The sequence below is a fragment of the Sulfurospirillum sp. SCADC genome (genome assembly GCF_000743525.1).
Classification (GTDB): Bacteria; Campylobacterota; Campylobacteria; order Campylobacterales; family Sulfurospirillaceae; genus Sulfurospirillum.
The window spans coordinates 75,955-95,944 of sequence record NZ_JQGK01000008.1 but is presented as its reverse complement, the minus strand read 5'-3'; the positions used below and the strand labels follow the sequence as shown (position 1 = coordinate 95,944).

The 19,990-nt window shown below is 43.4% G+C and carries 24 protein-coding genes; 16 read left to right on the top strand and 8 right to left on the bottom strand.

Going from position 1 to position 19,990, the window contains the following annotated elements:
* Window positions 1-31: 31 nt before the first annotated feature.
* On the bottom strand, window positions 32-1,078 hold the full coding sequence (locus JU57_RS06820; RefSeq protein ID WP_294876418.1) for a phospholipase A: 1,047 nt from the start codon (window positions 1,076-1,078) through the stop codon (window positions 32-34).
* 150 nt (window positions 1,079-1,228) lie between these two features.
* Window positions 1,229-1,516, bottom strand: a complete 288-nt coding sequence (locus JU57_RS06815; protein ID WP_037958724.1) for a Dabb family protein — start codon at window positions 1,514-1,516, stop codon at window positions 1,229-1,231.
* A gap of 133 nt (window positions 1,517-1,649) precedes the next feature.
* Between JU57_RS06815 and JU57_RS06810 the strand changes: the two genes are divergently transcribed.
* On the top strand, window positions 1,650-2,780 hold the full coding sequence (locus JU57_RS06810) for a nitrous oxide reductase accessory protein NosL (protein WP_037958721.1): 1,131 nt from the start codon (window positions 1,650-1,652) through the stop codon (window positions 2,778-2,780).
* A gap of 1 nt (window position 2,781) precedes the next feature.
* Here the strand turns inward: JU57_RS06810 and JU57_RS06805 are convergent, their stop codons facing one another.
* The 5 genes from JU57_RS06805 to JU57_RS06785 all read right to left on the bottom strand — a co-directional run bounded on the left by JU57_RS06805 (window position 2,782) and on the right by JU57_RS06785 (window position 6,815).
* The gene (locus tag JU57_RS06805) at window positions 2,782-3,951 is read right to left on the bottom strand and encodes a GGDEF domain-containing protein (protein ID WP_037958718.1); all 1,170 of its coding nucleotides are present in this window, start codon (window positions 3,949-3,951) and stop codon (window positions 2,782-2,784) included.
* Entirely contained in the window at window positions 3,948-4,523 is a 576-nt protein-coding gene (locus tag JU57_RS06800) for a molybdenum cofactor guanylyltransferase (RefSeq protein WP_037958715.1), read from the bottom strand. The genes JU57_RS06805 and JU57_RS06800 overlap by 4 nt, the downstream gene beginning before the upstream one ends.
* A complete protein-coding gene (gene leuC, locus JU57_RS06795) occupies window positions 4,523-5,788 on the bottom strand; it encodes a 3-isopropylmalate dehydratase large subunit (RefSeq protein ID WP_037958713.1) in 1,266 nt (421 codons plus the stop codon). Before leuC ends, JU57_RS06800 begins: the two co-directional genes overlap by 1 nt.
* 107 nt (window positions 5,789-5,895) lie before the next feature.
* Window positions 5,896-6,123, bottom strand: coding sequence for a DUF2892 domain-containing protein (locus JU57_RS06790; protein ID WP_037958710.1), 228 nt, complete (start codon window positions 6,121-6,123; stop codon window positions 5,896-5,898).
* A 77-nt stretch (window positions 6,124-6,200) separates the two neighbouring features.
* Window positions 6,201-6,815, bottom strand: coding sequence for a Crp/Fnr family transcriptional regulator (locus JU57_RS06785; RefSeq protein WP_037958707.1), 615 nt, complete (start codon window positions 6,813-6,815; stop codon window positions 6,201-6,203).
* A gap of 245 nt (window positions 6,816-7,060) precedes the next feature.
* Between JU57_RS06785 and JU57_RS06780 the strand changes: the two genes are divergently transcribed.
* The 3 genes from JU57_RS06780 to JU57_RS06770 all read left to right on the top strand — a co-directional run bounded on the left by JU57_RS06780 (window position 7,061) and on the right by JU57_RS06770 (window position 9,871).
* On the top strand, window positions 7,061-7,675 hold the full coding sequence (locus JU57_RS06780) for a peroxiredoxin (protein ID WP_294876407.1): 615 nt from the start codon (window positions 7,061-7,063) through the stop codon (window positions 7,673-7,675).
* A 245-nt stretch (window positions 7,676-7,920) separates the two neighbouring features.
* Window positions 7,921-9,336, top strand: coding sequence for a catalase (locus JU57_RS06775; RefSeq protein WP_037958701.1), 1,416 nt, complete (start codon window positions 7,921-7,923; stop codon window positions 9,334-9,336).
* A gap of 1 nt (window position 9,337) precedes the next feature.
* Window positions 9,338-9,871: an ankyrin repeat domain-containing protein gene (locus JU57_RS06770; protein ID WP_037958697.1), complete on the top strand. Its 534-nt coding sequence runs from the start codon at window positions 9,338-9,340 to the stop codon at window positions 9,869-9,871.
* Between the two features lie 16 nt (window positions 9,872-9,887).
* Here JU57_RS06770 and JU57_RS06765 read toward each other — a convergent pair whose 3' ends face one another.
* The gene (locus tag JU57_RS06765; protein ID WP_037958694.1) at window positions 9,888-10,289 is read right to left on the bottom strand and encodes a gamma-glutamylcyclotransferase family protein; all 402 of its coding nucleotides are present in this window, start codon (window positions 10,287-10,289) and stop codon (window positions 9,888-9,890) included.
* Window positions 10,290-10,303: 14 nt separating this feature from the next.
* On the opposite strand from JU57_RS06765, the gene JU57_RS06760 reads away from it, so the two are divergent.
* From JU57_RS06760 to JU57_RS06705, 12 genes are read left to right on the top strand one after another with little or no spacing between them, the layout of a single operon-like run.
* Window positions 10,304-10,846, top strand: coding sequence for a GNAT family N-acetyltransferase (locus tag JU57_RS06760; RefSeq protein ID WP_294876401.1), 543 nt, complete (start codon window positions 10,304-10,306; stop codon window positions 10,844-10,846).
* 1 nt (window position 10,847) lies between these two features.
* Window positions 10,848-11,303: a methylated-DNA--[protein]-cysteine S-methyltransferase gene (locus tag JU57_RS06755; RefSeq protein ID WP_037958691.1), complete on the top strand. Its 456-nt coding sequence runs from the start codon at window positions 10,848-10,850 to the stop codon at window positions 11,301-11,303.
* On the top strand, window positions 11,258-12,442 hold the full coding sequence (locus tag JU57_RS06750) for a glycerate kinase (protein ID WP_294876397.1): 1,185 nt from the start codon (window positions 11,258-11,260) through the stop codon (window positions 12,440-12,442). Before JU57_RS06755 ends, JU57_RS06750 begins: the two co-directional genes overlap by 46 nt.
* Before the next feature lie 12 nt (window positions 12,443-12,454).
* Window positions 12,455-12,712 (top strand): DUF4160 domain-containing protein, encoded by a 258-nt coding sequence (locus JU57_RS06745; protein ID WP_037958684.1) that lies wholly within the window; start codon window positions 12,455-12,457, stop codon window positions 12,710-12,712.
* Between the two features lie 7 nt (window positions 12,713-12,719).
* Window positions 12,720-13,031, top strand: coding sequence for a DUF2442 domain-containing protein (locus tag JU57_RS06740; RefSeq protein ID WP_051906681.1), 312 nt, complete (start codon window positions 12,720-12,722; stop codon window positions 13,029-13,031).
* 37 nt (window positions 13,032-13,068) lie between these two features.
* Window positions 13,069-13,677 (top strand): HNH endonuclease, encoded by a 609-nt coding sequence (locus tag JU57_RS14075; RefSeq protein ID WP_294876391.1) that lies wholly within the window; start codon window positions 13,069-13,071, stop codon window positions 13,675-13,677.
* A gap of 43 nt (window positions 13,678-13,720) precedes the next feature.
* Window positions 13,721-15,055 (top strand): NFACT RNA binding domain-containing protein, encoded by a 1,335-nt coding sequence (locus JU57_RS06730; protein ID WP_037958682.1) that lies wholly within the window; start codon window positions 13,721-13,723, stop codon window positions 15,053-15,055.
* Window positions 15,056-15,106: 51 nt separating this feature from the next.
* Window positions 15,107-15,442: a hypothetical protein gene (locus JU57_RS06725; RefSeq protein ID WP_037958679.1), complete on the top strand. Its 336-nt coding sequence runs from the start codon at window positions 15,107-15,109 to the stop codon at window positions 15,440-15,442.
* A 57-nt stretch (window positions 15,443-15,499) separates the two neighbouring features.
* On the top strand, window positions 15,500-16,264 hold the full coding sequence (locus JU57_RS06720) for a phosphatidate cytidylyltransferase (RefSeq protein WP_037958677.1): 765 nt from the start codon (window positions 15,500-15,502) through the stop codon (window positions 16,262-16,264).
* Entirely contained in the window at window positions 16,265-17,335 is a 1,071-nt protein-coding gene (dxr, locus tag JU57_RS06715; RefSeq protein WP_037958674.1) for a 1-deoxy-D-xylulose-5-phosphate reductoisomerase, read from the top strand. It abuts the gene before it with no gap.
* 52 nt (window positions 17,336-17,387) lie between these two features.
* Window positions 17,388-18,638, top strand: a complete 1,251-nt coding sequence (locus JU57_RS06710; RefSeq protein ID WP_037958671.1) for a uracil-xanthine permease family protein — start codon at window positions 17,388-17,390, stop codon at window positions 18,636-18,638.
* Window positions 18,639-18,650: 12 nt separating this feature from the next.
* The gene (locus JU57_RS06705; protein ID WP_037958668.1) at window positions 18,651-19,982 is read left to right on the top strand and encodes a sodium:alanine symporter family protein; all 1,332 of its coding nucleotides are present in this window, start codon (window positions 18,651-18,653) and stop codon (window positions 19,980-19,982) included.
* The last annotated feature ends 8 nt before the right edge of the window (window positions 19,983-19,990 follow it).

Genomic DNA, 19,990 nt, shown 5'->3' with positions numbered 1-19,990 from the left:
GCATGGGACTCTTTACCCTTTTTATCCCTGCTTAGCGTGAAAGCGCAAAACCTATGCCGATACGATCGGTTCGCTTATTATAATCAATCAAACTTTCTGAATAGCCGCTATAGAGTTGAATGTATCCAAATAAATTCTCTGCCCACATAGGGAATGTCCAGTCAAATTGGACAGCACCCCTGTTCTCTTCAAAGTGCATGTTATTGCGTACCAATACTTTAAAAGTATGTTTCTTCCACGGATAGATCAGCTCCAAATCACCATATCCTAGATAGTCATCAATGTCGGGGTTATCATCGGTTGCTTCATCTTCTGGTAAACGGTACCAGACACGAGGTGAAATAACAAGTCCACCTGCTTGGAAAAAGGCTTTAGCATAGACTCTATTCCATGAGCGCGACTTATCGCCACCTTGTCCGTTGGATTGATGGACGATACCCAATTGATAGGCTTTGATGAAGCTATCCGTACCCCAATGCGGCATAATCATAAAGAGTTCTGGCTCATAGTTGGTTTCTCTAAACGGAGATGAATCGGATGCTGTTTGCCACCACGATGTTTGGGTATATGCCACCACAAAGCTCTCGTTGAGGCCTAAAAGATTATCGCTCAAGCCTTTTTGAAAACTGACCTGAAACTTGGTTTCTTGATTATCTCTGTTGGCGTGATCGACGGTGTCATACGTGATCGGCAGAAGATAGTTCATCTTATAAGGAGCGATGTCAAATGTTTTGGTCACCATTTGGCGTACTGAACTTTGTGTCTCTTCATCATCGTCATACGGTGTTAAGAAAGAGCTGTAGATGGCTTCTGTGCGCTCTGCTCTTTGATGCTGTTGTGCAATGCTGTTTTCTAATGCTTCATTTTGAGAAGCCTTGACTTCAAAACTTAAAATCGCCGCTTGTTTATACCAGTATAATGAACGTTCATTATTGTGCTGTGCCTCGTATTGTTTGGCTAACTCATACGCAGCCTTCGCATCGCCACGTTTGGCTTGATCCTCAAGAACGGTGAGCTCTCCTGCCAAGAGCACCCAGGGAATGTGTACTAGAATAGCACATATCAATAATTTTTTCACACGTTACCTTTCAAAAGACACAATTATAACGCAATCTTAGTGCAGATAAAATGAATCGTCTACAAAAAGGAAACATCGCAGGTCTTATTGCCCATTAAAGAGAGCAAAGGCGTTTACCTTTGCTCGGTGTTTTAAGACATAAGCCAAAGCTTAGTACTCGTAGTCAACCACTTTAGAGACGGCACCCAGTGATTTGATGAAGTTGACCACTTCGACATGAATGGGGTGGGTTGCATAGGTTTGTAAGTCCTCTTTGGTCTCAAAATCACTAATGAGGGCGACATCAAACGCTCTTTCTTCGGTGCAAAAATTGATGCCAACTTCAAGATGTTTGACACAATCAAGCTTGCCTTGCATACTCATAATACGCTCTTTCACAGCGCGTTTGTTTGCCTCTGAATTATCCGATAGTTTAAAAAATACAATATGCTTAACCATCATTTCTCCTTAATTTTTGGTACATTATAGCGCATCTCTATGGTAAAAAGATGATACGATTTCGTGTGATATTTAACACTAATTTAACACTTTGGCGATAGACTCAACGATATTTTCCAAAAAGGAGTGAGGTATGCACAAAAGCCTATGGGCGCTGTTTTTCGCAATCTTTTTAGCATTGGGATTACACGCAGATGAGTTCAATAAAATGGCGACGGGTGAGCCAGAATTGATTCAAAAAGGGGATGAAAAAGCGTATTGTCCCATTTGCGGCATGAGTTTGAAAATGTTTTATAAAACATCGCACGGGGTTATCTTAAAAGACGGCACCGCAAAACAGTACTGTTCGATTCGTTGTCTTGCAGCAGATTATCCAGCCATTGAATCGCGAATCTCTAAAATTTTGGTTACCGATGTGAAGAGTGAAAAACTCATTGATGCGAAGAGTGCTTTTTATGTGGTCGGGTCTAAAGTACCTGGAACGATGAGTACGGTGAGCAAACTCGCGTTTGGCACGGAAGCCGATGCGAAAGCTTTTGTTGCTGAAAATGGGGGCGAAGTGATGAATTTTGATGCCGCTTTTGCGAAAGCCAAAGCCTCCTTAGCCAATGATGTCGACGAGTTTATCAAGAAAAAGCAAAAGGGCATGTACCCGATGGGTGAAAAAATTTATAATGCCAAATGTGAAAAAGAGAAGATTCATTTGCATGATTTTAACACCATTTCGGAGCTCAAAGTGAGTGTGAAAAAAACACAAGTGTGTGGAGAGGTCAATGAGCAAGAGCTTCAAGCGGTTTCGCTGTATCTTTGGGAAATTGTACGTTTAGAAGCGCATGAGCATAAAACAACGATTCACGTTGAAAAAGATGAAAAATGCCCCGTATGCGGAATGTTTGTTTACAAATACCCTAAATGGGCAGCACGTATGAATTATGTTGAAAATGGTAAACCCGTTACGCATGCGTTTGATGGCGTGAAAGATCTGTTGAAATTCTACCATGCTCCTTCCAAATGGGGCAATTATACCAAGCACAAAGACTCAGAGCTTACCCTTTTGGTCACGGATTACTACACAGGAGATGCGATTGATGGGATGAAAGCGTTTTATGTCGTGGGAAGCGATGTTGTAGGTCCAATGGGCAAAGAGTTTATCCCCTTTAAAACGCTCAGTAGTGCGCAAACCTTTATGAAAGATCATAAAGGACTCCAAGTGGTCGAGTTCTCTAAGATCGATGAAGCGCTGGTTTACGCGCAAGATAAGTAGGTTAGACCAATGAGTGAGGTTGCTCGAAGATATAGCCTTGAAACAGATCAAATTCAAGTGCACGAGCAGCCTCAACAACAGCTTTAGCGTTAAGGTGTGTTGCCACACTTTGGATGTTTTTACTCTGCGCTAGAACAACGAGGCTTTTACATGTAAGCTGCGCAGAGGTGTCTAGTGCAAGATTTCGAATGAGGTCGCCATGGACTTTGACTATATCAATAGCCCCTTGTTCAAAAACGTTGAGAAGCTTTATGTGATCAACATTATCCAACGCAATGATAAACCCTGCTTCTTTAAGCTCACACATAGCACTTTTCAGCGCATTCATAGGTGAAGCTTTCTCGTATTGAATCTCTAAAACGATGTTTTTACCGCCTAGGCATGTTTTTAAGCACGCCATTCGTTTTTCGTTGATCAGATCTTCTGAAGAGAGATTGAGTGCAAGACGAAGCCCTGTTTGATCGCAGAGTTGGGCTACTTTAGAGGCGATACTTTCAAATAGTGCATCGTAGAGATGGCGCTCTTTGGCGATTTTCAAAAAGAGTTTGGGCGATTGCAGGGTTTGATGATAGGCTAAGCGCAGAAGCGCTTCGTAGTAAAAAGGCTCTTGTTCCCGATCGACAATCGCTTGAAAATGAAGTACAATTTGCCCGTTTTCAATCGCACTTTTCATCAGCGCTTCCATCGCTTCTTCGTTTTCACTCATCAAAACATTGGCAAATTCAGAGTAGGTGACAAAGGGTTGATTTTCCGCTTTGGCGACTAAGAGCGCTTTTTGCGCTTTTTCTAAAGGTTCAAAGTGATCAAAACTGATGCCGATATGAACTTCGACCTCAATATGGCGGTTTTGATACGCAAAGCTTAGACGCTCCATCTCGTCGCATAACGCAAAGATGAGGTTTTCCATTTTGGAGAGTTCAAAAGGGGCGTCGAGTAAAAGGGCAAATTTATCATCCTGAATGCGAAAAAGATCCATCTCTTTGGCTTTGGCGAAGCTTTGAAGGGTCATAGAAAATGCGCACAATACGAAATTTCCCCCTTCATCACCAAACTCAAGATTGATGTTTTTAAACTGTTTGATGTCGACTAAAAAGAGCTTGGGGCTTTTACATGTAAGCAGTTTGGCTTCAAACGCATTGAGGGAAGAGACGTTGGTCAGTGAGTCGATCATAAAAGCTCCTGTGCTTTTGTGTATTCATCCGGATGGTTGAGGTTGAAAAAAGGTTCATCCGATTCAAAGGAAATAAATTTGGTACGACTTTGACCAAGAACGGAGCGGATTTTGTGCTCATTTTTAGCAAGTTGCGCGCGAATAGTTTTCGCAATAGAGGGAGCATAAATCGCGCAGAGTTGATGCGAAGCGCACGGGGAAGTGGCAACAATCGCCTCATCGCCCTCTTCAAAATTTTGATACAGTATTTCAAAAATTTCAGGCGTGACAAACGGGGTATCGACGCTGAGCACGCATACAGGCGTTTGTAACTGTTCCAAAATGGAGAGCAGTGCAACGAGTGGTGAATGGTCACTAAAGCTTTCATTATCGTCAATAAACGAGGCTTCAAACGCAAATTTTTCACTGTTTTTAGCGCTTACATGTAAACGAGAAAAGTAAGGTTTGAGCCTGTGAAGTTGGAACTCAGTGAGTGTTTTAAATTCGCCAAAGGGAAGCAAGGCTTTATCACTTCCCATGCGCGAACTTTTCCCCCCTGCGATGATGACTAAAGGCAGTGGGATCAAAGGCATTACAATGATCTTGGATCGCTGATTTTGCCCATAACGGCACTTGCGGCGGCTACGGCGGAGTTGGCAAGGTAGATCTCGCTTGTGCGTGCACCCATGCGTCCGACAAAGTTACGATTGGTCGTGGAGACACAACGTTCCCCTTCGCCTAAAATGCCCATATAACCGCCTAAACACGCACCACAGGTTGGATTACTAAAGACCGCTCCTGCTTCAATAAAAATGTCCACCAAACCCTCTTTTTGGGCTTGCAATGAAATTTTCTGCGTGGCTGGCGTAATGATAAGGCGTGTTTTGCGCGCGACTTTGCGACCTTTTAAGATGCTAGCCGCAATGCGTAAATCTTCTAAACGTCCGTTGGTGCAACTGCCGATAAAGACTTGATCGATGCTTAAATCATCTTTGACGGCTTCGTTGATCGATTTGCCATTCGACGGTAAGAACGGATACGCAATGACAGGATCAAGGTTCGCGACATCGATGTGAAGGACGTGCACATACGAAGCATCTGCATCGGAGTAGAAGAATTTTGGCTCACGTGCAAGATTTTTGTCACTCAAAAAGGCTTTGGTGATTTCATCGACCGCGACGATACCGCTTTTGGCACCCGCTTCAATCGCCATGTTGCACAAAGAGAAACGATCATCCATGCTGAGATGCGCAATGGTGTCGCCTGTAAACTCAAGGGTGCGGTACAACGCGCCATCTACCCCTAAAATGCGAATCACTTCAAGGATGAGATCTTTTCCATACACATGTTGTTTAGGCTTTCCACTGAAGATGACTTTGATGGATTCAGGCACTTTAAACCAGTTTTCACCCGTAATCATTGCAAACGCAAGGTCCGTAGAGCCCATGCCCGTGGCAAACGCACCAAGAGCACCGTGGGTACAGGTGTGTGAATCCGCACCAATGATGACATCGCCTGGAACAACGAGCCCTTTTTCGGGTAAAAGTGCATGTTCAATGCCCATATCTTTTTCATCAAAATAGTGTTTAAGGTCGTGTTTGTACGCAAATTCGCGGCTGATTTTGGCTTGATTGGCACTGGCAATGTCTTTGGCAGGAATGTAGTGGTCCATGACGATGCTAAAGCCATCGGGATTGGCAAGCTGGGTCGCGCCACTCTGCTCAAACGCACGAATCGAGATAGGCGTGGTAATATCGTTTCCGATGACCATGTCGATTTTACTTTTGATAATCTCGCCCGCTTTGACAGCGTGACCCACGTGGTCGCTAAAAATCTTTTCAGTGATGGTTTGTCCCATGGTATGCCTTTTGTTTACATGTAAGAATTAGGGGTATTTTAGCGAAAAAAGGTTTAAGAAAAAAAAAGAGCAGAGGAGTCCCCTCAAAAGGAGACTCTTAAGAAAGATTATCTACCGCAGCCGCAACCGCCACCACCGCATGAGCTTGAGTCGTCATTTTTAGAGGTGTCGAGGGAAAAAGGAAGGTACGCTGGGCAGAAACGAAACAGTGCGGTTGCCAACAACACGATACCAATCAGCCCAAACCAGCTGTTAAAAATAACCCCTAAAATAATCACCGCAACACCGACGATGGCACGAAGCATTCGGTCTGTTTTTCCTACATTGCATTTCATCGTAAACTCCTTATTTTGATCTTGGTTATTATAAAATAATTCACCTTACGTTGTCAGTAACATACGTTACAAAAGTGTTACATAATCTCAATTGCCTTACGGTGCAATTTTAAGAAGTTCTGCTTTTCAAGGTCTTTTAACACCCGACTGATCACAACGCGTGATGTTCCAAGCGCTTCAGCGATCTCTTCATGTGTGGCTTGAACGATCTTGGAAGGGTGCGCGCGAAGCCACTCTAAAATGCGACTGTCGAGTTTTTTAAATTTGATGTCTTGGATGAGTGTGGCAAGTGCATCCAGTTTGATCGTAAAAAGGGAAAAAACATAATTGAGGTAAGAAGGGGAACGGTGCATAAGCTCTTTTACTACCATTTCGCTCACCATCCAACCCTCCACATCACTCAGGCTTTGCGCCGTTCCAATCGCAGGCGTTTGCGAGATGGTGCTAGAGGTGTTGATGACGCACTGTTCGCCTTCTTTGAGCGCGTAGAGAGGAATTTTTCGATCATTTTCACCGTACATGTAAAGTTCAATCTCCCCTTTTCCTAACAGCAAAATATCGTTGCAAATGGTCTCTTGATAAAAAAGGATCGTATGTTTAGGAATCGATACGTGTTTGGCATGGCGTAACAGATAGTCAAACTCCTCACTGTTGAGCACTTTTGCAAATTCAAAATCGTGTAAATCAAGCATCTCAAACCTTTACATGTAAATAAACCATTGTACAAAAAAAAGAGAAAGAAATAAGAATAACGTATATAAATAATAAAAATTACTATTGACAAATAATTATTGATATGCTAGAATTTCATCACGAAACAAAATCTAAATCATAAGGAAAACAAATGGCATGCGATACCAATAAAGTTGAAGCAAAAGCTTCTGAGGTTACTCACGAAAATCACAATTCAGAAATGAAAATACAGGAGAAAAAAACAATGAGTTCATCTTTAGTTTTACAAAAAGCCCCAGCATTTAAAATGGATGCGTACGACGCCAAAACAGGTCACTACACCACCGTTAACAGTGAAGACTACGCAGGAAAATGGCATGTGGTCTGCTTTTATCCAGCCGATTTTACCTTTGTGTGCCCCACTGAAATCGCGGCAATGAATGCAAAATATGATGAGTTCCAAGAACTTGGTGTTGAGATTTTAGCCGTTTCAACCGATACCAAATTTTCACACAAACGTTTTGTGGAGACAGAGCCAATTTTAGCAGGTCTAAAATTGACGATCGGTGCTGATCCAACCGGTGCCGTCAGTCGTGCATTTGGTGTCATGATCGAAGATGAAGGCATCGCTCTTCGTGGACGATTCCTCATCAATCCAGAGGGCGTTTGTGTCGCACAAGAAGTTCAAGCCCCAATGGTTGGTAGAAACGTGAATGAATTTTTACGCCAAGTCAGAGCATGGCAACATGCGAGCAAGACAGGTGAAGTCTGCCCAGCAGGTTGGAGACCTGGCAAGAAAACCTTGCCCGTAGCTACCGATGTTGAGAAGATGACAGGTCGCGTGGGTGATTATATTACCATCGAAGAGATTCTCTCTTAATATCGTTTACATGTAAACACAAAAGACCCCTTCAAGGGGTCTTTGAATTTTCTTCTTTCTTCTTTCTATCTCATTCTCACGATAAAACCAAGTAGTATTTGACGAAATAAATATACAATTAATTTACTAAATAATAAAAATTACTATTAACAAATATTTATCAAAATATTATTGTTTCGTTAGATTTAAATTGAGAGTAACTTTATCTTAAAAGAAGGAAAACCCATGACAACGAACTCAAAACAATGACAACAACCGCAGGAAATCCCATAGCGGATAACCAAAATTCTTTAAGTGCAGGTTCACGTGGACCGCTCTTAATGCAAGATTATCAACTTCTTGAAAAACTTGCCCATCAAAATCGTGAGCGCATTTCTGAGCGTGTGGTTCATGCAAAGGGTTCGGCTGCGTTTGGAACGCTTACCATCACAGACGATATTTCATATTACACCAAAGCCAAAGTGTTTCAAAAAGGGACGGTGACAGAGCTCTTTTTGCGTTTTTCAACCGTTGCAGGTGAGCGAGGTGCAGCAGATGCCGAACGCGATGTGCGAGGGTTTGCGATTAAGTTTTACACCGATGAGGGCAATTGGGATTTGGTGGGCAATAACACGCCCGTTTTTTTCATCCGCGATCCTCAAAAATTTCCCGATTTTATTCACACCCAAAAACGCCACCCACGAACCAATCTGAGAAGCAATGCGGCTATGTGGGATTTTTGGTCGCTTTTGCCTGAGAGTTTACACCAAGTGACGATTTTAATGTCCGATCGTGGGCTTCCTAAAGGGTTTCGCCATATTCACGGGTTTGGTTCGCACACGTACAGTCTCATCAATGCGAAAAACGAGCGTTTTTGGGTGAAATTTCACTTCAAATCAGAACAAGGCATCGAAAACTATATCAATGCCGAGGCTGAAGCGGTTGTGGCAAAATCGCGTGAGAGTTCGCAAGAAGATCTGTTTGCTGCGATTGAGCGCAAAGCGTTTCCAAGATGGAAATTGAAAATTCAGATCATGACCAAGGCGCAAGCAGAAGTCTGCTCTTTTAATCCCTTTGATCTAACCAAAGTATGGCCACATGGAGATTATCCATTGATTGATGTGGGAGTGATGGAGCTGAATCGCAATCCGCAAAATTACTTTGCTGAGGTGGAACAAGCCTCTTTTAGCCCTTCCAATGTCGTTTCAGGCATTAGTTTCTCACCCAATAAAATGCTCCAAGCCAGAGTCTTTTCGTATGCAGATGCACACCGTTACCGTGTAGGAACGCACTATGAGATGCTTCCGATTAACCGCCCAAAAGTAGAGGTAAACACCTACCATGCCGATGGATCGATGCGTTTAGATGTGCCTGATTTTGGCGATGCTTACTACGAGCCAAACAGCTTTGGGGGACCCAAAGAAGATAAGGCGTATAGCGAGCCTGCCTTTCTTGTCAATGGGGAGGGCGATCGGTACGATCACCGTATTGGAAATGATGACTTTTCACAACTCAGAGCGCTGTTTAAGCTGATGAGTTTGGATCAAAAAGCACAACTTTTTAGCAATATCGCCTCTGCCATGGCAGGTGTACCCAAAGAGATTATTGAGCGACAGATTGGTTTATTTGATCAGGTTGATCCCGCTTATGGCGCAGGTGTGCGCAACGCGTTAGGAATCTAGTATGGAAACGACTAGTCAACAAGAAGAGGCTCGCTACGTCGAGCTTCAGGCAATGGCGCTTGATTTCGCACGTCATGGACAGAGTGATATTTTAGAATCTATGCTCAAAAGTGGTTTACATGTAAACGTATCGGACACCAAAGGCAATACGCTCTTGATGCTCGCAGCCTATAACGGTGAGCTCGATACGGTTCGAACGCTTATTGCCTATGGCGCTTCCGTCGATCAGCGCAATGACAGGTACCAAACGCCTCTAGGTGGAGCCGCATTTAAGGGCCATCTGGAGATTTGCAAAGCCTTGGTTGAAGCAGGTGCCAAGGTTGATGCTGATAATGGTGGCGGACGAACACCTATCATGTTTGCAGCTCTCTTTGGGCGTGTTGCGGTTGTGGAGTATCTGCAAAGTGTTGGGGAAAAAGGGCGCGATGAGATGATTTTAGGGATTTCACTGCGTCGTTTTACCAGTGTCGTGTTGTATCTCAAGATGCTTTTTACGGGAAAACCTAAAAAAATTCTCAGTGCACGTACCCTCTAAATGCGCGACCTAAAGCCTAAGCAAATCCTTTGTAGTTGGCTAGAAAACGCTTGATGCCCTCAGTTGCGAAGAGGGCTTCACTCCAAGGCTTTGGGTCGATAATATCAAAGTGTTTCTCTTTTAGAACATACACGCATGCACGAATTAGCTCATCTTTAACCAGAAGCTCCACCTCTTTGCGTTCGTAATACTCGCCTTCAAAAGTATCAAGAATGACCATATCTTCCTCGTTTATATCGTAATAAACGACCCCTTCGACAAGCTCATCGGCTTGGAAAATGACAGGGTACTCATCTTCTTTGACTGAACGTCTGGCATAACCGTTTAAGGTCGCTTTTTGCGAGAGATAATTGCCTTTAACCAGTCTGTTCCAGACGTCTTCAAACATCAATGATCCATACGTAAAGAGGTGTGTCATGTGCCTGCTCCTTGATGAAAATCTTACCACGCTTTGCGCCCATTTGGGTGATCAAAAACTGTGCAAATGAAGGTATAATACTCAAAAATCATCCGAGGTTTTCAATGCTTACATGTAAACTATCCAACACGCATGCAGATTTTTGTGCCCTCACCCATGCGTTGGACGCAGAACTGAGTGTGCGCTATGGCAAAGCGCAAGCCGTGTACGATCAACACAATGTGATCGATCCTATCGAAACAACGTTGGTGGGGTATGAAGATGGACTGCCTGTGGCGTGCGGGTGTTTTAAAAAGATCGATGCCAAAACGGTGGAGATCAAACGTATGTTTGTGAGCCCAAACTGTCGCAGGCGTGGGTTTTCGTCACAACTTTTACGTGAATTAGAAGCGTGGGCAGTGGAGCTTGGCTTTAGCGAAGCGCGTTTGGAGACAGGTAAAGGGCAACCTGAAGCGATTGCGCTTTATGCCAAAATGGGGTATGCGGTCATTCTCAATTATGGATCTTATGTGGGGATGGAAAACAGCGTCTGTATGCACAAAGCACTAAGGAGCTAGCATGGTTTACTGTTCATTTTCATCGCCTGTTGGATTATTGCTGATCTCAGCGGATGAGCGTGGTATTTGCGCTCTGGATTTTGACGATAATGGCGAAATCCTCAAAGATTCAAACCACCATATTGAGCTACTCAAAAAAGAGTTAGAAGCCTATTTCGCAGGCAAACTCAAAAACTTTAGCGTGCCATTGCACCCCAAAGGCACCTTTTTTCAACAGGGTGTATGGGATGTGCTTCAAAGCATTCCCTACGGTGAGACCATTTCGTACAGCCGTGAGGCGGAACTGCTCAAACAGCCCAAAGCCACGCGCGCCGTTGCCAATGCCAATGGCAAAAACAAGATCGCCATTGTGATTCCTTGCCACCGTGTGATCGCTAAAAGTGGTGGCATTGGCGGGTACAGCGGAGGATTGTGGCGCAAAGAATATTTATTAGCATTGGAGCAGAAATATCGATGAATGTGGTTTTAGCAATTGATTCTTTTAAAGGGTGTGCGAGTTCACAAGAACTCTCCGCGTGGATAGAAGAGGGCATTAAAGAAGTTTACGAAGATGCAAGTGTCACTGCGTGTTATATCGCCGATGGTGGCGAGGGAATGCTCAGTGCGATTATGCAAAATGTTCAAGGAAAAATCTTTACATGTAAAGTCCATGACCCCTTAATGAATCCCATCACTGCGCAGTATGGCATCTTGGACGATGGGGTAACTGCGATCATCGAAATGGCACAAGCAGGGGGGCTTCCGCTCGTTCCCAAAGCAAAACGCAATCCGCTTTTGACCACAACGTTTGGCGTGGGAGAGATGGTGAAAGATGCGATCTCAAAAGGGTGTCGTAAGTTTATCGTCGGCATCGGTGGCAGTGCGACCAATGACGCCGCCCTTGGGATGCTTCAAGCACTTGGGTACCGCTTTTTAGATGTTGCTGGCAATGAGCTAGGTCTTGGTGGAGCGATTTTGGAGAGCGTGCATCACGTGGATGAAAGTCATGTGTTACCAGCGCTTAAAACATGCGAATTTATTGTCGCGTGCGATGTGGATAACGTGATGTATGGTCCTCTTGGTTCGGCGCACATTTATGCAGGGCAAAAAGGTGCAGATGCTGCCATGATCGAACGTCTTGATGTGGGCATGCAGCATTTTACACACGTACTTAAAAACACGCTCAACAAAGATGTCGCGATGAACGCAGGCTCGGGTGCCGCAGGTGGCATGGGTGGCGGGATGCAAGCTTTTTTAGATGCAACACTTCGTTCAGGCATTGAGATTATTTTAGATCAGATCGGGTTTGATATGCACCTTAAAAACGCAACGCTCGTCATCACAGGCGAAGGGCGCATCGATCAGCAGTCGTTAATGGGCAAAGTGCTCAGCGGCGTCTCCAAACGCGCCCAAAAAGCAGGCGTTCCTCTCATCGCCTTAGGCGGTGGCATTGCCGATGAACTCGAAGTCCATGAAGGTGTGGACGCACTTTTTTCGATTATGCGCTATCCGATGAGTTTAGAAGAGGCGATGGAAAAACCAAGAGCTGAAAAACTGGTCAAACAGAGTGTAAAAGAGATATTTCGATTGATAAAATTAGCGAAAAAAACCAAATAACAAAGGGAAAAGATGCCTGAAATTAGTTATTTTTATGGGATTCGTGTTTATATCAATTTTAAAGAACATAATCCACCGCATTTTCATGCAGACTATGGCGAATACACGGTGCTTGTTTATCTTGATGGTTGGATTGTTGAGGGTAAATTTCCCAAGCGAGCCTTGGAAATTTTACTGGAATGGGCAGAGCTTCACAAAGAAGAGCTTATGGTAGACTGGAATTTAGCGATGGCAAAACAACTGCCTCATAAAATTGAACCTTTAAAGTGAGGAGAGCATGATAGTACGTGTTGAAAAAGCAAACTATTTAGGTGAATTTTCACTTGAAGTAACCTTTAATGAAGCGATGGTGCGTTTGGTTGATTTATCAAACGAATTAGAAGGTGAGATTTTTGAACCGTTAAAAAATCAAGACTATTTTCAGAATTTTCACATTAATACAAATACGCTAGAATGGGATAACGGAGCAGATTTTGCCCCTGAATACCTTTTCTTGATTTCAAAGCCCAAAGAGAGTTCTAAGCCATTGAGTGCAAAGGAGCAGGCGTGTTATGCGTATGTGAAAAAGCTTTATGAAGTGGCGAGTTAGAAGAGCTAAAATGATGATGAGTTTATAAGGATGCTATATGAGCGTTGATGATTATCTAAGGTCAATTGGGAAAGAGTTTTTTATAAAATATTATGAACTATTCCAAGATTTTAGTATCCCTAGAGAATCATTAATCAATGCATTGCAAAAAGAGAATTTATCACTTGATTCTTGCAATACAAAAGCAAGTGGTGGTAGGCAAATTTTCATAAAAAATTTAGAAATTCAAGCGTTACAAAATGTTATAGATTCAAAAAAAATCAATAAAGGTATAAAAGAAAAAGCACAAAAATTATTGTATCGATACAACATAATTATTTATCCAGATGATCTTGAAGCGAGTGATTTATTTGAAGGTGCGAAAAAACAAGTTGTTGTTAATGCTTATGAGAGAAGTATAGAAGCTAGGGATGAATGTATAAAAAACTATGGTTATCAATGCGTGATTTGTAAATTTGACTTTGAAAAAATTTATGGCGCAATTGGAAAGTTTTTCATTCATGTTCATCATGTGAAGCCACTATCTGAAATAGGAGAAGGGTATAAAATAAATCCAATTGAAGATTTGAGACCAGTTTGCCCCAATTGCCATGCAATGCTGCATAAAAGAAAACCTTCCTATAGTATCGAAGAGATAAAAAAATAATTGATACACAAAACTGTTTAGCCATAAAAAATGAAAGAGACCAATGAAATACCAAGAGCTGATTTTAATCAATCAATTTTTACAACAGTATAAAAAAATTTCCTCGATTTACCGTGTGGATGACTCTGTTTTGCGCATTATATTTGAAGCGGGCGAGCCGTTGTTTGTTGACCTTGGGCGTGGGGACTCTTTTATGTTTTTTAAAGAAGATTTTAAACAAGCCAAGCGTTACACCGCACCTTTTGATGTGTTGCTTGCCAAGCGATTTTCGAATGCGAAGATTGAGTCGATGGACGTGGAAGAGGGCAATCGTATTTGGCGCATTGGGGTGCTGGCGAGTTCGAGTTACAAGGCGATGCGCACGACCTTGCAGCTAGAATTTACGGGGCGCAATACCAACGCGATCATTTTAGATGAAAACGAAGTGGTGTTAGAAGCGATGCGGCATATTGATGCGAGTGTTTCGTTTCGCAGTGTTAAGGTGAATGAAGTCTTGGAAAAATTACCACCCAAAGAGCTCAAAGAGAAGCCGTTTGACGTCGGTGAAAGCATTGAAGCGTACCTGAAAGCCTCGTATGAAAAACGTTTACATGTAAAGATCGAAGAGATCAAAAAACAGAAAATCGCGCAGGTGGAAAAAAAGATCACGAAGCTTACCCAAGCAATTGATGCGCTCGAAAATGAAGCGGAGTTGATGCTCAAAAGTGATGAAGCACAAAAAGAGGCGACGTTGGTTTTGGCACATTTGCACACCAATGCGATCAAGGGGTATCAAGAGAGTGTGACATTACACGATTTTGAAGGCAACGCTGTTACGATTGTGTTACCTCAAGCGCAAACGCCTCAGATGGCGGCGAATATGCTGTTTAAAAAGTCAAAAAAACTGCGCCAAAAAGCGCTCTCGGTGCATCGTCAAAAAGAGAATTTAGACGAAAAACGACTCTTTTTAGAGCGCATGGTGGGTGTCATTAACGCGGCGAGTGATCCTGAAGAGATACAGATTTTAGTGCCAAAACAGCGCAAATCAAAGCAAAAAGGCGATGAAAGCAATCTTTATGAGACCTTTTTGTTAGAGGGTTACCGCATTTTGCTGGGTAAAAACGAAAAAGGGAATATCGCCCTCTTGCAAGAGGCGAAAAAGAACGATATATGGTTACATGTAAAAGATATGCCTTCCTCGCATGTGATTATTTGCACCGAAAAGCAGAATGTTCCAGAGTCCGTGCTTATCTTTGCCGCAAAGCTCTGTGTGGAGTTTAGCCTCTCTCAAAAAGGTGGCTATTTGGTCGATTATACCAAACGCAAGAACGTTAAGCCCTTTGATGGAGCGAATGTTGCTTATGAAGAGTATCAAACGCTTAAAATTTACAAGGAGTAGAGAGTTTGCTGCTTTTTGCAGCCGTCCCAATAGTTCAAAAAGGAGGTAAAAATGCCTGTAGGACCAATTGGAAATGTGATTTATGCCAACCAAATGGTAACCGTGCAAGCGGGAAAACAGATGGACTACCAAAACAGTGTTCAAATGCAAAGTGCCATAGCCGCTGCCATGCAAAACGAAAAAGAAGAGATCGTTGAAGATGTCAGACCTGCGGAAGAGACCTATAAAATCGACCCTGAACATGAGCATGAGCATCAAAGACGCAATGAAGAAAATGGTGCGAGTGAAGAGCAAATGAAGCAAAAAGAGGAGCTTGCAGAGCATCAAGAGACCAAAGAAGAGGAAGTTCCCGCGGTACAGAACGGTCATTTGGACATTAAAGCTTAGCCTCACCTTGACTTTGCTATGATTGCTTCTTAACACAACCCTATTAAAAGAGTCTCTATGAACTTCAAAACACTCTACGAATCCAACAAACAGCGCGTTTTCACGGGCCTAGTGATGACGGCATTTGCACTCGTGGCCGCATTTTTAAACAATGCCCTTTTAACATGGCTGATTTTAGGCGCAATGTATCTGTTCGCTTTTTACGAAGCGATGAACCTTTTTGACGTCAAAGACAACAAACTCTATGTGTATGCGGTGCTTCTATGGCTCGCAGCGTTTATCTACCCCAATCCTGATGATCTTATTTACCTCGCACTGATTGGCTTTTTAGCAGTGATGGCGTACACAAAAAAGGTTGATTATAGGCTGCTTGCTCCTTTTTTATACCCTTCTATTTCGATGTTATTTCTTTACGCGCTCTACCATGATTTTGGTATGTCCGTTTTGGTGTGGCTGGTTATCGTTGTCGCACTCACCGATACAGGAGCTTATTTTGTGGGCAAAAGCATCGGTAAAACGCCTTTTTCACCGACTTCTCCCAATAAAACGCTCGAAGGTGTCATCGGTGGTGTGCTCATCGCTACGGTGGTTGGGGCACTGTATGGTACGTTTTTGATTCCTTTGTGGCTCTCTTTCATTATCGCGCTTCTTACATCGGTTTCATCCGTTTTTGGCGATCTGTTTGAGAGTTATCTCAAACGAGAAGCAGGACTCAAAGACAGCGGCAACCTTTTCCCCGGTCACGGCGGCATGTTAGACAGACTCGATGGCTACCTTTTTGGAGGCGTTGTGATGGTCATCTTGCTTCGAGGGCTTGCGTAAGTGGTACTTCTAGGCTCAACAGGTTCCATTGGCGTAAATGCGCTTTTGATTGCCAAGCGTTTTGGCATCGTGGTGGAAGCGTTGGTTGCAGGAAAAAACATCCCACTTCTTAACGAACAGATCAAAGAGCACCACCCCAAATACGTCGCGATCCATGATGCAAATGACCGCGCTTTAGTCAATCATCCTAATGTTTTTGTGGGCAAAGAGGGCATTTTAGAACTCTTGCAAAAAACAGAGAGTTTTTTAGTCGTCAATGCTTTGGTCGGTTTTGTAGGACTTTCCCCTAGCATCGAAGCGCTTCGCCTTGGTAAACGCCTCGCCCTTGCCAATAAAGAATCTCTGGTTGTTGCAGGACATCTGCTCGATACCGCGCGCATTACGCCGATTGACAGTGAACATTTTGGATTGTGGTATCTTTTAGGCAAACGTCCCGTTCGTGGCATGACGATTACCGCTAGTGGTGGAGCCTTTCGTGACATACCACTCAATGAGCTTGCTCAAAAATCCTTTCACGATGCGCTTAAACATCCCAACTGGAGCATGGGTGCCAAAATTACCATCGATAGTGCAACGATGACCAATAAACTATTTGAACTCTTAGAAGCCAAATGGCTGTTTGGCGTTGACAAGCTGGATGCCATCATTGAGCCCAAGTCGTTGATTCACGCCTTTGTTGATTTTCAAGATGGCAGTACTACCGCACATTTAGCGAGTGCTGATATGAAACTTCCCATCGCGTTTGCCCTTTTAGGTGAAATCAAAGAGCCGATCTTACCTTCGCTTGATTTAGCTGCGATTGGTTCGTTTTCGTTTCAAAAAATTGAGCCAGCACGCTATCCGATTTGGGAGATCAAAGAGGATGTCCTTTCTCATCCAACACGCGGTGTTGTCATTAATGCTGCCAATGAAGTGGGCATTACCAAGTTTTATAATCAAGAAATTACGATTTTAGAACTGGCGGAGCGAACGATTAAAGCGTATCGACACTTTGAAGATGCCATTCCTCAAACACTGGATGAGGTCTTTGAGATTGATCGTGAAGTAAGGCGTTACTGCGTATCGTTTTAGGTTTACATGTAAAGCGTTTCCGAACACAAAAAATTTCCATAGTGAGGTGTCAATGTTACACAAAACAGACTACAATTTTAGACTGAGGGACAGCATTATTGGGTTGCAGTTCTTATTTGTTGCTTTTGGGGCGTTGGTTTTAGTACCCATTTTGACAGGGCTTGATCCTAATGTGGCACTCTTTACGGCAGGGCTTGGAACGCTTCTGTTTCAGCTGATTACACGAAAATCAGTTCCGCCTGTTTTTCTTGCATCGTCGTTTGCTTTTATCGCACCGATTCTTTACGGTGTGAAGACATGGGGCATTGCTGGGACGATGAGTGGACTGGTTGCTGCGGGTCTTTTTTATGTGCTGTTGAGTTTGTTAATCCATCTTCGGGGCAGTAATTTTATTCACACGTTGCTTCCACCTGTTGTGACAGGCCCTGTTATTATGACGATTGGTTTGATTCTCTCGCCCGTAGCGGTCAATATGGCGATGGGAAAAACGGGCGATGGCTCTTTGGTGTTAATTCCGTTCAATCAGGCGATTACAATCTCGTTAACTTCACTGGTTATTACGATGTTGGTGATGCTTTTGGGCAAAGGAGTTCTTAGGTTACTTCCGATTATGTGTGGTATTGTAGGAGGGTATACGGTTGCCCTTTTGTTAGGCGTTGTCTCTTTTGATGCGGTGACGAAAGCGGCTTGGTTTGCCATGCCCTCTTTTGTGACACCTGAACTGAATTGGGAAGCGATTTTTTACATCTTACCGATTGCCATTGCCCCAGCAGTAGAGCATGTAGGCGATATTTTAGCAATTAGCAATGTGACCAAAAAAGATTATCTTAAAAATCCAGGGCTCAAATTTACACTCCTCGGCGATGGTATTGCGACAAGTGCCGCTTCCTTGTTAGGAGGGCCTCCGAATACGACGTATTCGGAAGTAACCGGTGCGGTGACGATTACGAAAGCGTTTAATCCTGCCATTATGACATGGGCGGCTATTTTTGCGATCATTTTAGCATTTGTTGGAAAACTTGGTGGTCTTTTATCAACGATTCCAGTTCCTGTTATGGGTGGTATTTTATTGCTTCTGTTTGGCATTATTGCTTCCATCGGTATGGAGACGTTGATAAAAGGAAATGTCGATATGGCTGATCCTCGTAATATGATTATTGTCTCGATTATTTTGGTGTTTGCGATTGGGGGAATGAGTTTTGATTTTGGTGGCACTAAATTTAGTGGTATTGGACTCGGTGCAATCGTCGGTATCTTTTTGAATTTTGTTTTACCCAAAACACGCCATTTTGATGGCTATTAATAAGGAGATTGTATGGAGTTTTTAGAAAATCTTGTCTCAACACTTTCAGGTATTGTTTGGGGCCCTCCCATGCTTATTTTATTGGTCGGAACGGGACTCTATTTGACGATTATTTTAAAAGGGATGCAGTTTTGGGCATTGCCCCATGCGCTGAAACTGATTTTTCACAAAGAACCTGATGGAAAAGGTGAGATTAGTCACTTTGCAGCCTTGATGACGGCACTTGCCGCAACGGTGGGCATTGGTAACATTGTAGGCGTTGCTACGGCGATTACCCTAGGCGGTCCGGGCGCTGTTTTTTGGATGTGGATGACAGGGCTTGTAGGAATGGCAACCAAATACTCCGAAGCCGTACTCGCCGTGAAATACCGTCAACATAGTCACCACCATGGTTTCAAAGGTGGCCCGATGTACTACCTCACCTACGGTCTTAACATGCCAAAATTGGGTATGGCATTTGCTGTTTTTACCGCGATTGCAGCGTTTGGTATTGGCAATATGACTCAAGCCAATGCGGTTGCGCAGATTTTAAGCAGTGAAATGGCGATTCCTACATGGGTCACAGGCGTGGTACTTTTGACGTTGACGGCAGTCGTGATCTTGGGTGGTATTAAGTCGATTGGTAAATTTACCTCATTTCTGGTACCGTTTATGATTTTGGTGTATGTCTCTGTTTCTTTGGTCATTTTAGCAATGAACCTCGATAAATTGGGTGGTGCTTTTGAGTTGATTTTCTATCATGCGTTCAATCCCATCGCCGCAGGGGGTGGATTTGTCGGTGCTACGATGGCAGCAGCGATTCGTTACGGTGTGGCGCGTGGTGTTTTCTCCAATGAATCTGGACTTGGTTCTGCTCCCATTGCAGCAGCGGCTGCTAAAACGAACGATCCTGTGCGTCAAGCCTTAGTCAGTATGACTCAAACATTTATCGATACGTTGGTAGTGTGTACGATGACGGCGCTGATTATTTTGATCTCTCCTTTTTGGCAACAAGGGGTGAGTGCAAGTGCGCTAACGATGCAGAGTTTCCAGCTCTATCTTGGCTCTTTTGGTGGGTTTGTTGTTATTATTTCAACCGTGTTGTTTGCCTATTCAACGATTTTGGGGTGGAGTTATTACGGTGAAAAAGCGTTTGAATACATCTTTGGTGAGCGTTTCATTCGCTTATACAGAGTTTTATTTATCGCGGGCGTTATGGTCGGCTCCATGATGAAACTTGAATTTGTATGGAATTTCTCAGACCTTACCAATGGTTTGATGGCGATCCCTAACCTCATAGCACTTCTGCTGCTCTCCAAAGTTATTTCGGCTGAGAGTAAGCGCTATTTTGAGAGCCTCAAGTAAGGAAAACG

What these genes read in the sequence shown, in the direction of transcription:
- JU57_RS06755 (WP_037958691.1), top strand. Translation starts at nt 10,848, where the DNA reads ATGGTTTACTGTTCATTTTCATCGCCTGTTGGATTATTGCTGATCTCA.
- JU57_RS06720 (WP_037958677.1), top strand. Translation starts at nt 15,500, where the DNA reads ATGAACTTCAAAACACTCTACGAATCCAACAAACAGCGCGTTTTCACG.
- JU57_RS06730 (WP_037958682.1), top strand. Translation starts at nt 13,721, where the DNA reads ATGAAATACCAAGAGCTGATTTTAATCAATCAATTTTTACAACAGTAT.
- JU57_RS06710 (WP_037958671.1), top strand. Translation starts at nt 17,388, where the DNA reads ATGTTACACAAAACAGACTACAATTTTAGACTGAGGGACAGCATTATT.
- JU57_RS06775 (WP_037958701.1), top strand. Translation starts at nt 7,921, where the DNA reads ATGACAACAACCGCAGGAAATCCCATAGCGGATAACCAAAATTCTTTA.
- JU57_RS06770 (WP_037958697.1), top strand. Translation starts at nt 9,338, where the DNA reads ATGGAAACGACTAGTCAACAAGAAGAGGCTCGCTACGTCGAGCTTCAG.
- JU57_RS06705 (WP_037958668.1), top strand. Translation starts at nt 18,651, where the DNA reads ATGGAGTTTTTAGAAAATCTTGTCTCAACACTTTCAGGTATTGTTTGG.
- JU57_RS06805 (WP_037958718.1), bottom strand. Translation starts at nt 3,951, where the DNA reads ATGATCGACTCACTGACCAACGTCTCTTCCCTCAATGCGTTTGAAGCC.
- JU57_RS06785 (WP_037958707.1), bottom strand. Translation starts at nt 6,815, where the DNA reads ATGCTTGATTTACACGATTTTGAATTTGCAAAAGTGCTCAACAGTGAG.
- JU57_RS06815 (WP_037958724.1), bottom strand. Translation starts at nt 1,516, where the DNA reads ATGGTTAAGCATATTGTATTTTTTAAACTATCGGATAATTCAGAGGCA.
- JU57_RS06810 (WP_037958721.1), top strand. Translation starts at nt 1,650, where the DNA reads ATGCACAAAAGCCTATGGGCGCTGTTTTTCGCAATCTTTTTAGCATTG.
- JU57_RS06790 (WP_037958710.1), bottom strand. Translation starts at nt 6,123, where the DNA reads ATGAAATGCAATGTAGGAAAAACAGACCGAATGCTTCGTGCCATCGTC.
- JU57_RS06765 (WP_037958694.1), bottom strand. Translation starts at nt 10,289, where the DNA reads ATGACACACCTCTTTACGTATGGATCATTGATGTTTGAAGACGTCTGG.
- JU57_RS06800 (WP_037958715.1), bottom strand. Translation starts at nt 4,523, where the DNA reads ATGCCTTTGATCCCACTGCCTTTAGTCATCATCGCAGGGGGGAAAAGT.
- JU57_RS06760 (WP_294876401.1), top strand. Translation starts at nt 10,304, where the DNA reads ATGAAAATCTTACCACGCTTTGCGCCCATTTGGGTGATCAAAAACTGT.
- JU57_RS06740 (WP_051906681.1), top strand. Translation starts at nt 12,720, where the DNA reads ATGATAGTACGTGTTGAAAAAGCAAACTATTTAGGTGAATTTTCACTT.
- leuC (WP_037958713.1), bottom strand. Translation starts at nt 5,788, where the DNA reads ATGGGACAAACCATCACTGAAAAGATTTTTAGCGACCACGTGGGTCAC.
- JU57_RS06725 (WP_037958679.1), top strand. Translation starts at nt 15,107, where the DNA reads ATGCCTGTAGGACCAATTGGAAATGTGATTTATGCCAACCAAATGGTA.
- JU57_RS14075 (WP_294876391.1), top strand. Translation starts at nt 13,069, where the DNA reads ATGAGCGTTGATGATTATCTAAGGTCAATTGGGAAAGAGTTTTTTATA.
- JU57_RS06745 (WP_037958684.1), top strand. Translation starts at nt 12,455, where the DNA reads ATGCCTGAAATTAGTTATTTTTATGGGATTCGTGTTTATATCAATTTT.
- JU57_RS06780 (WP_294876407.1), top strand. Translation starts at nt 7,061, where the DNA reads ATGAGTTCATCTTTAGTTTTACAAAAAGCCCCAGCATTTAAAATGGAT.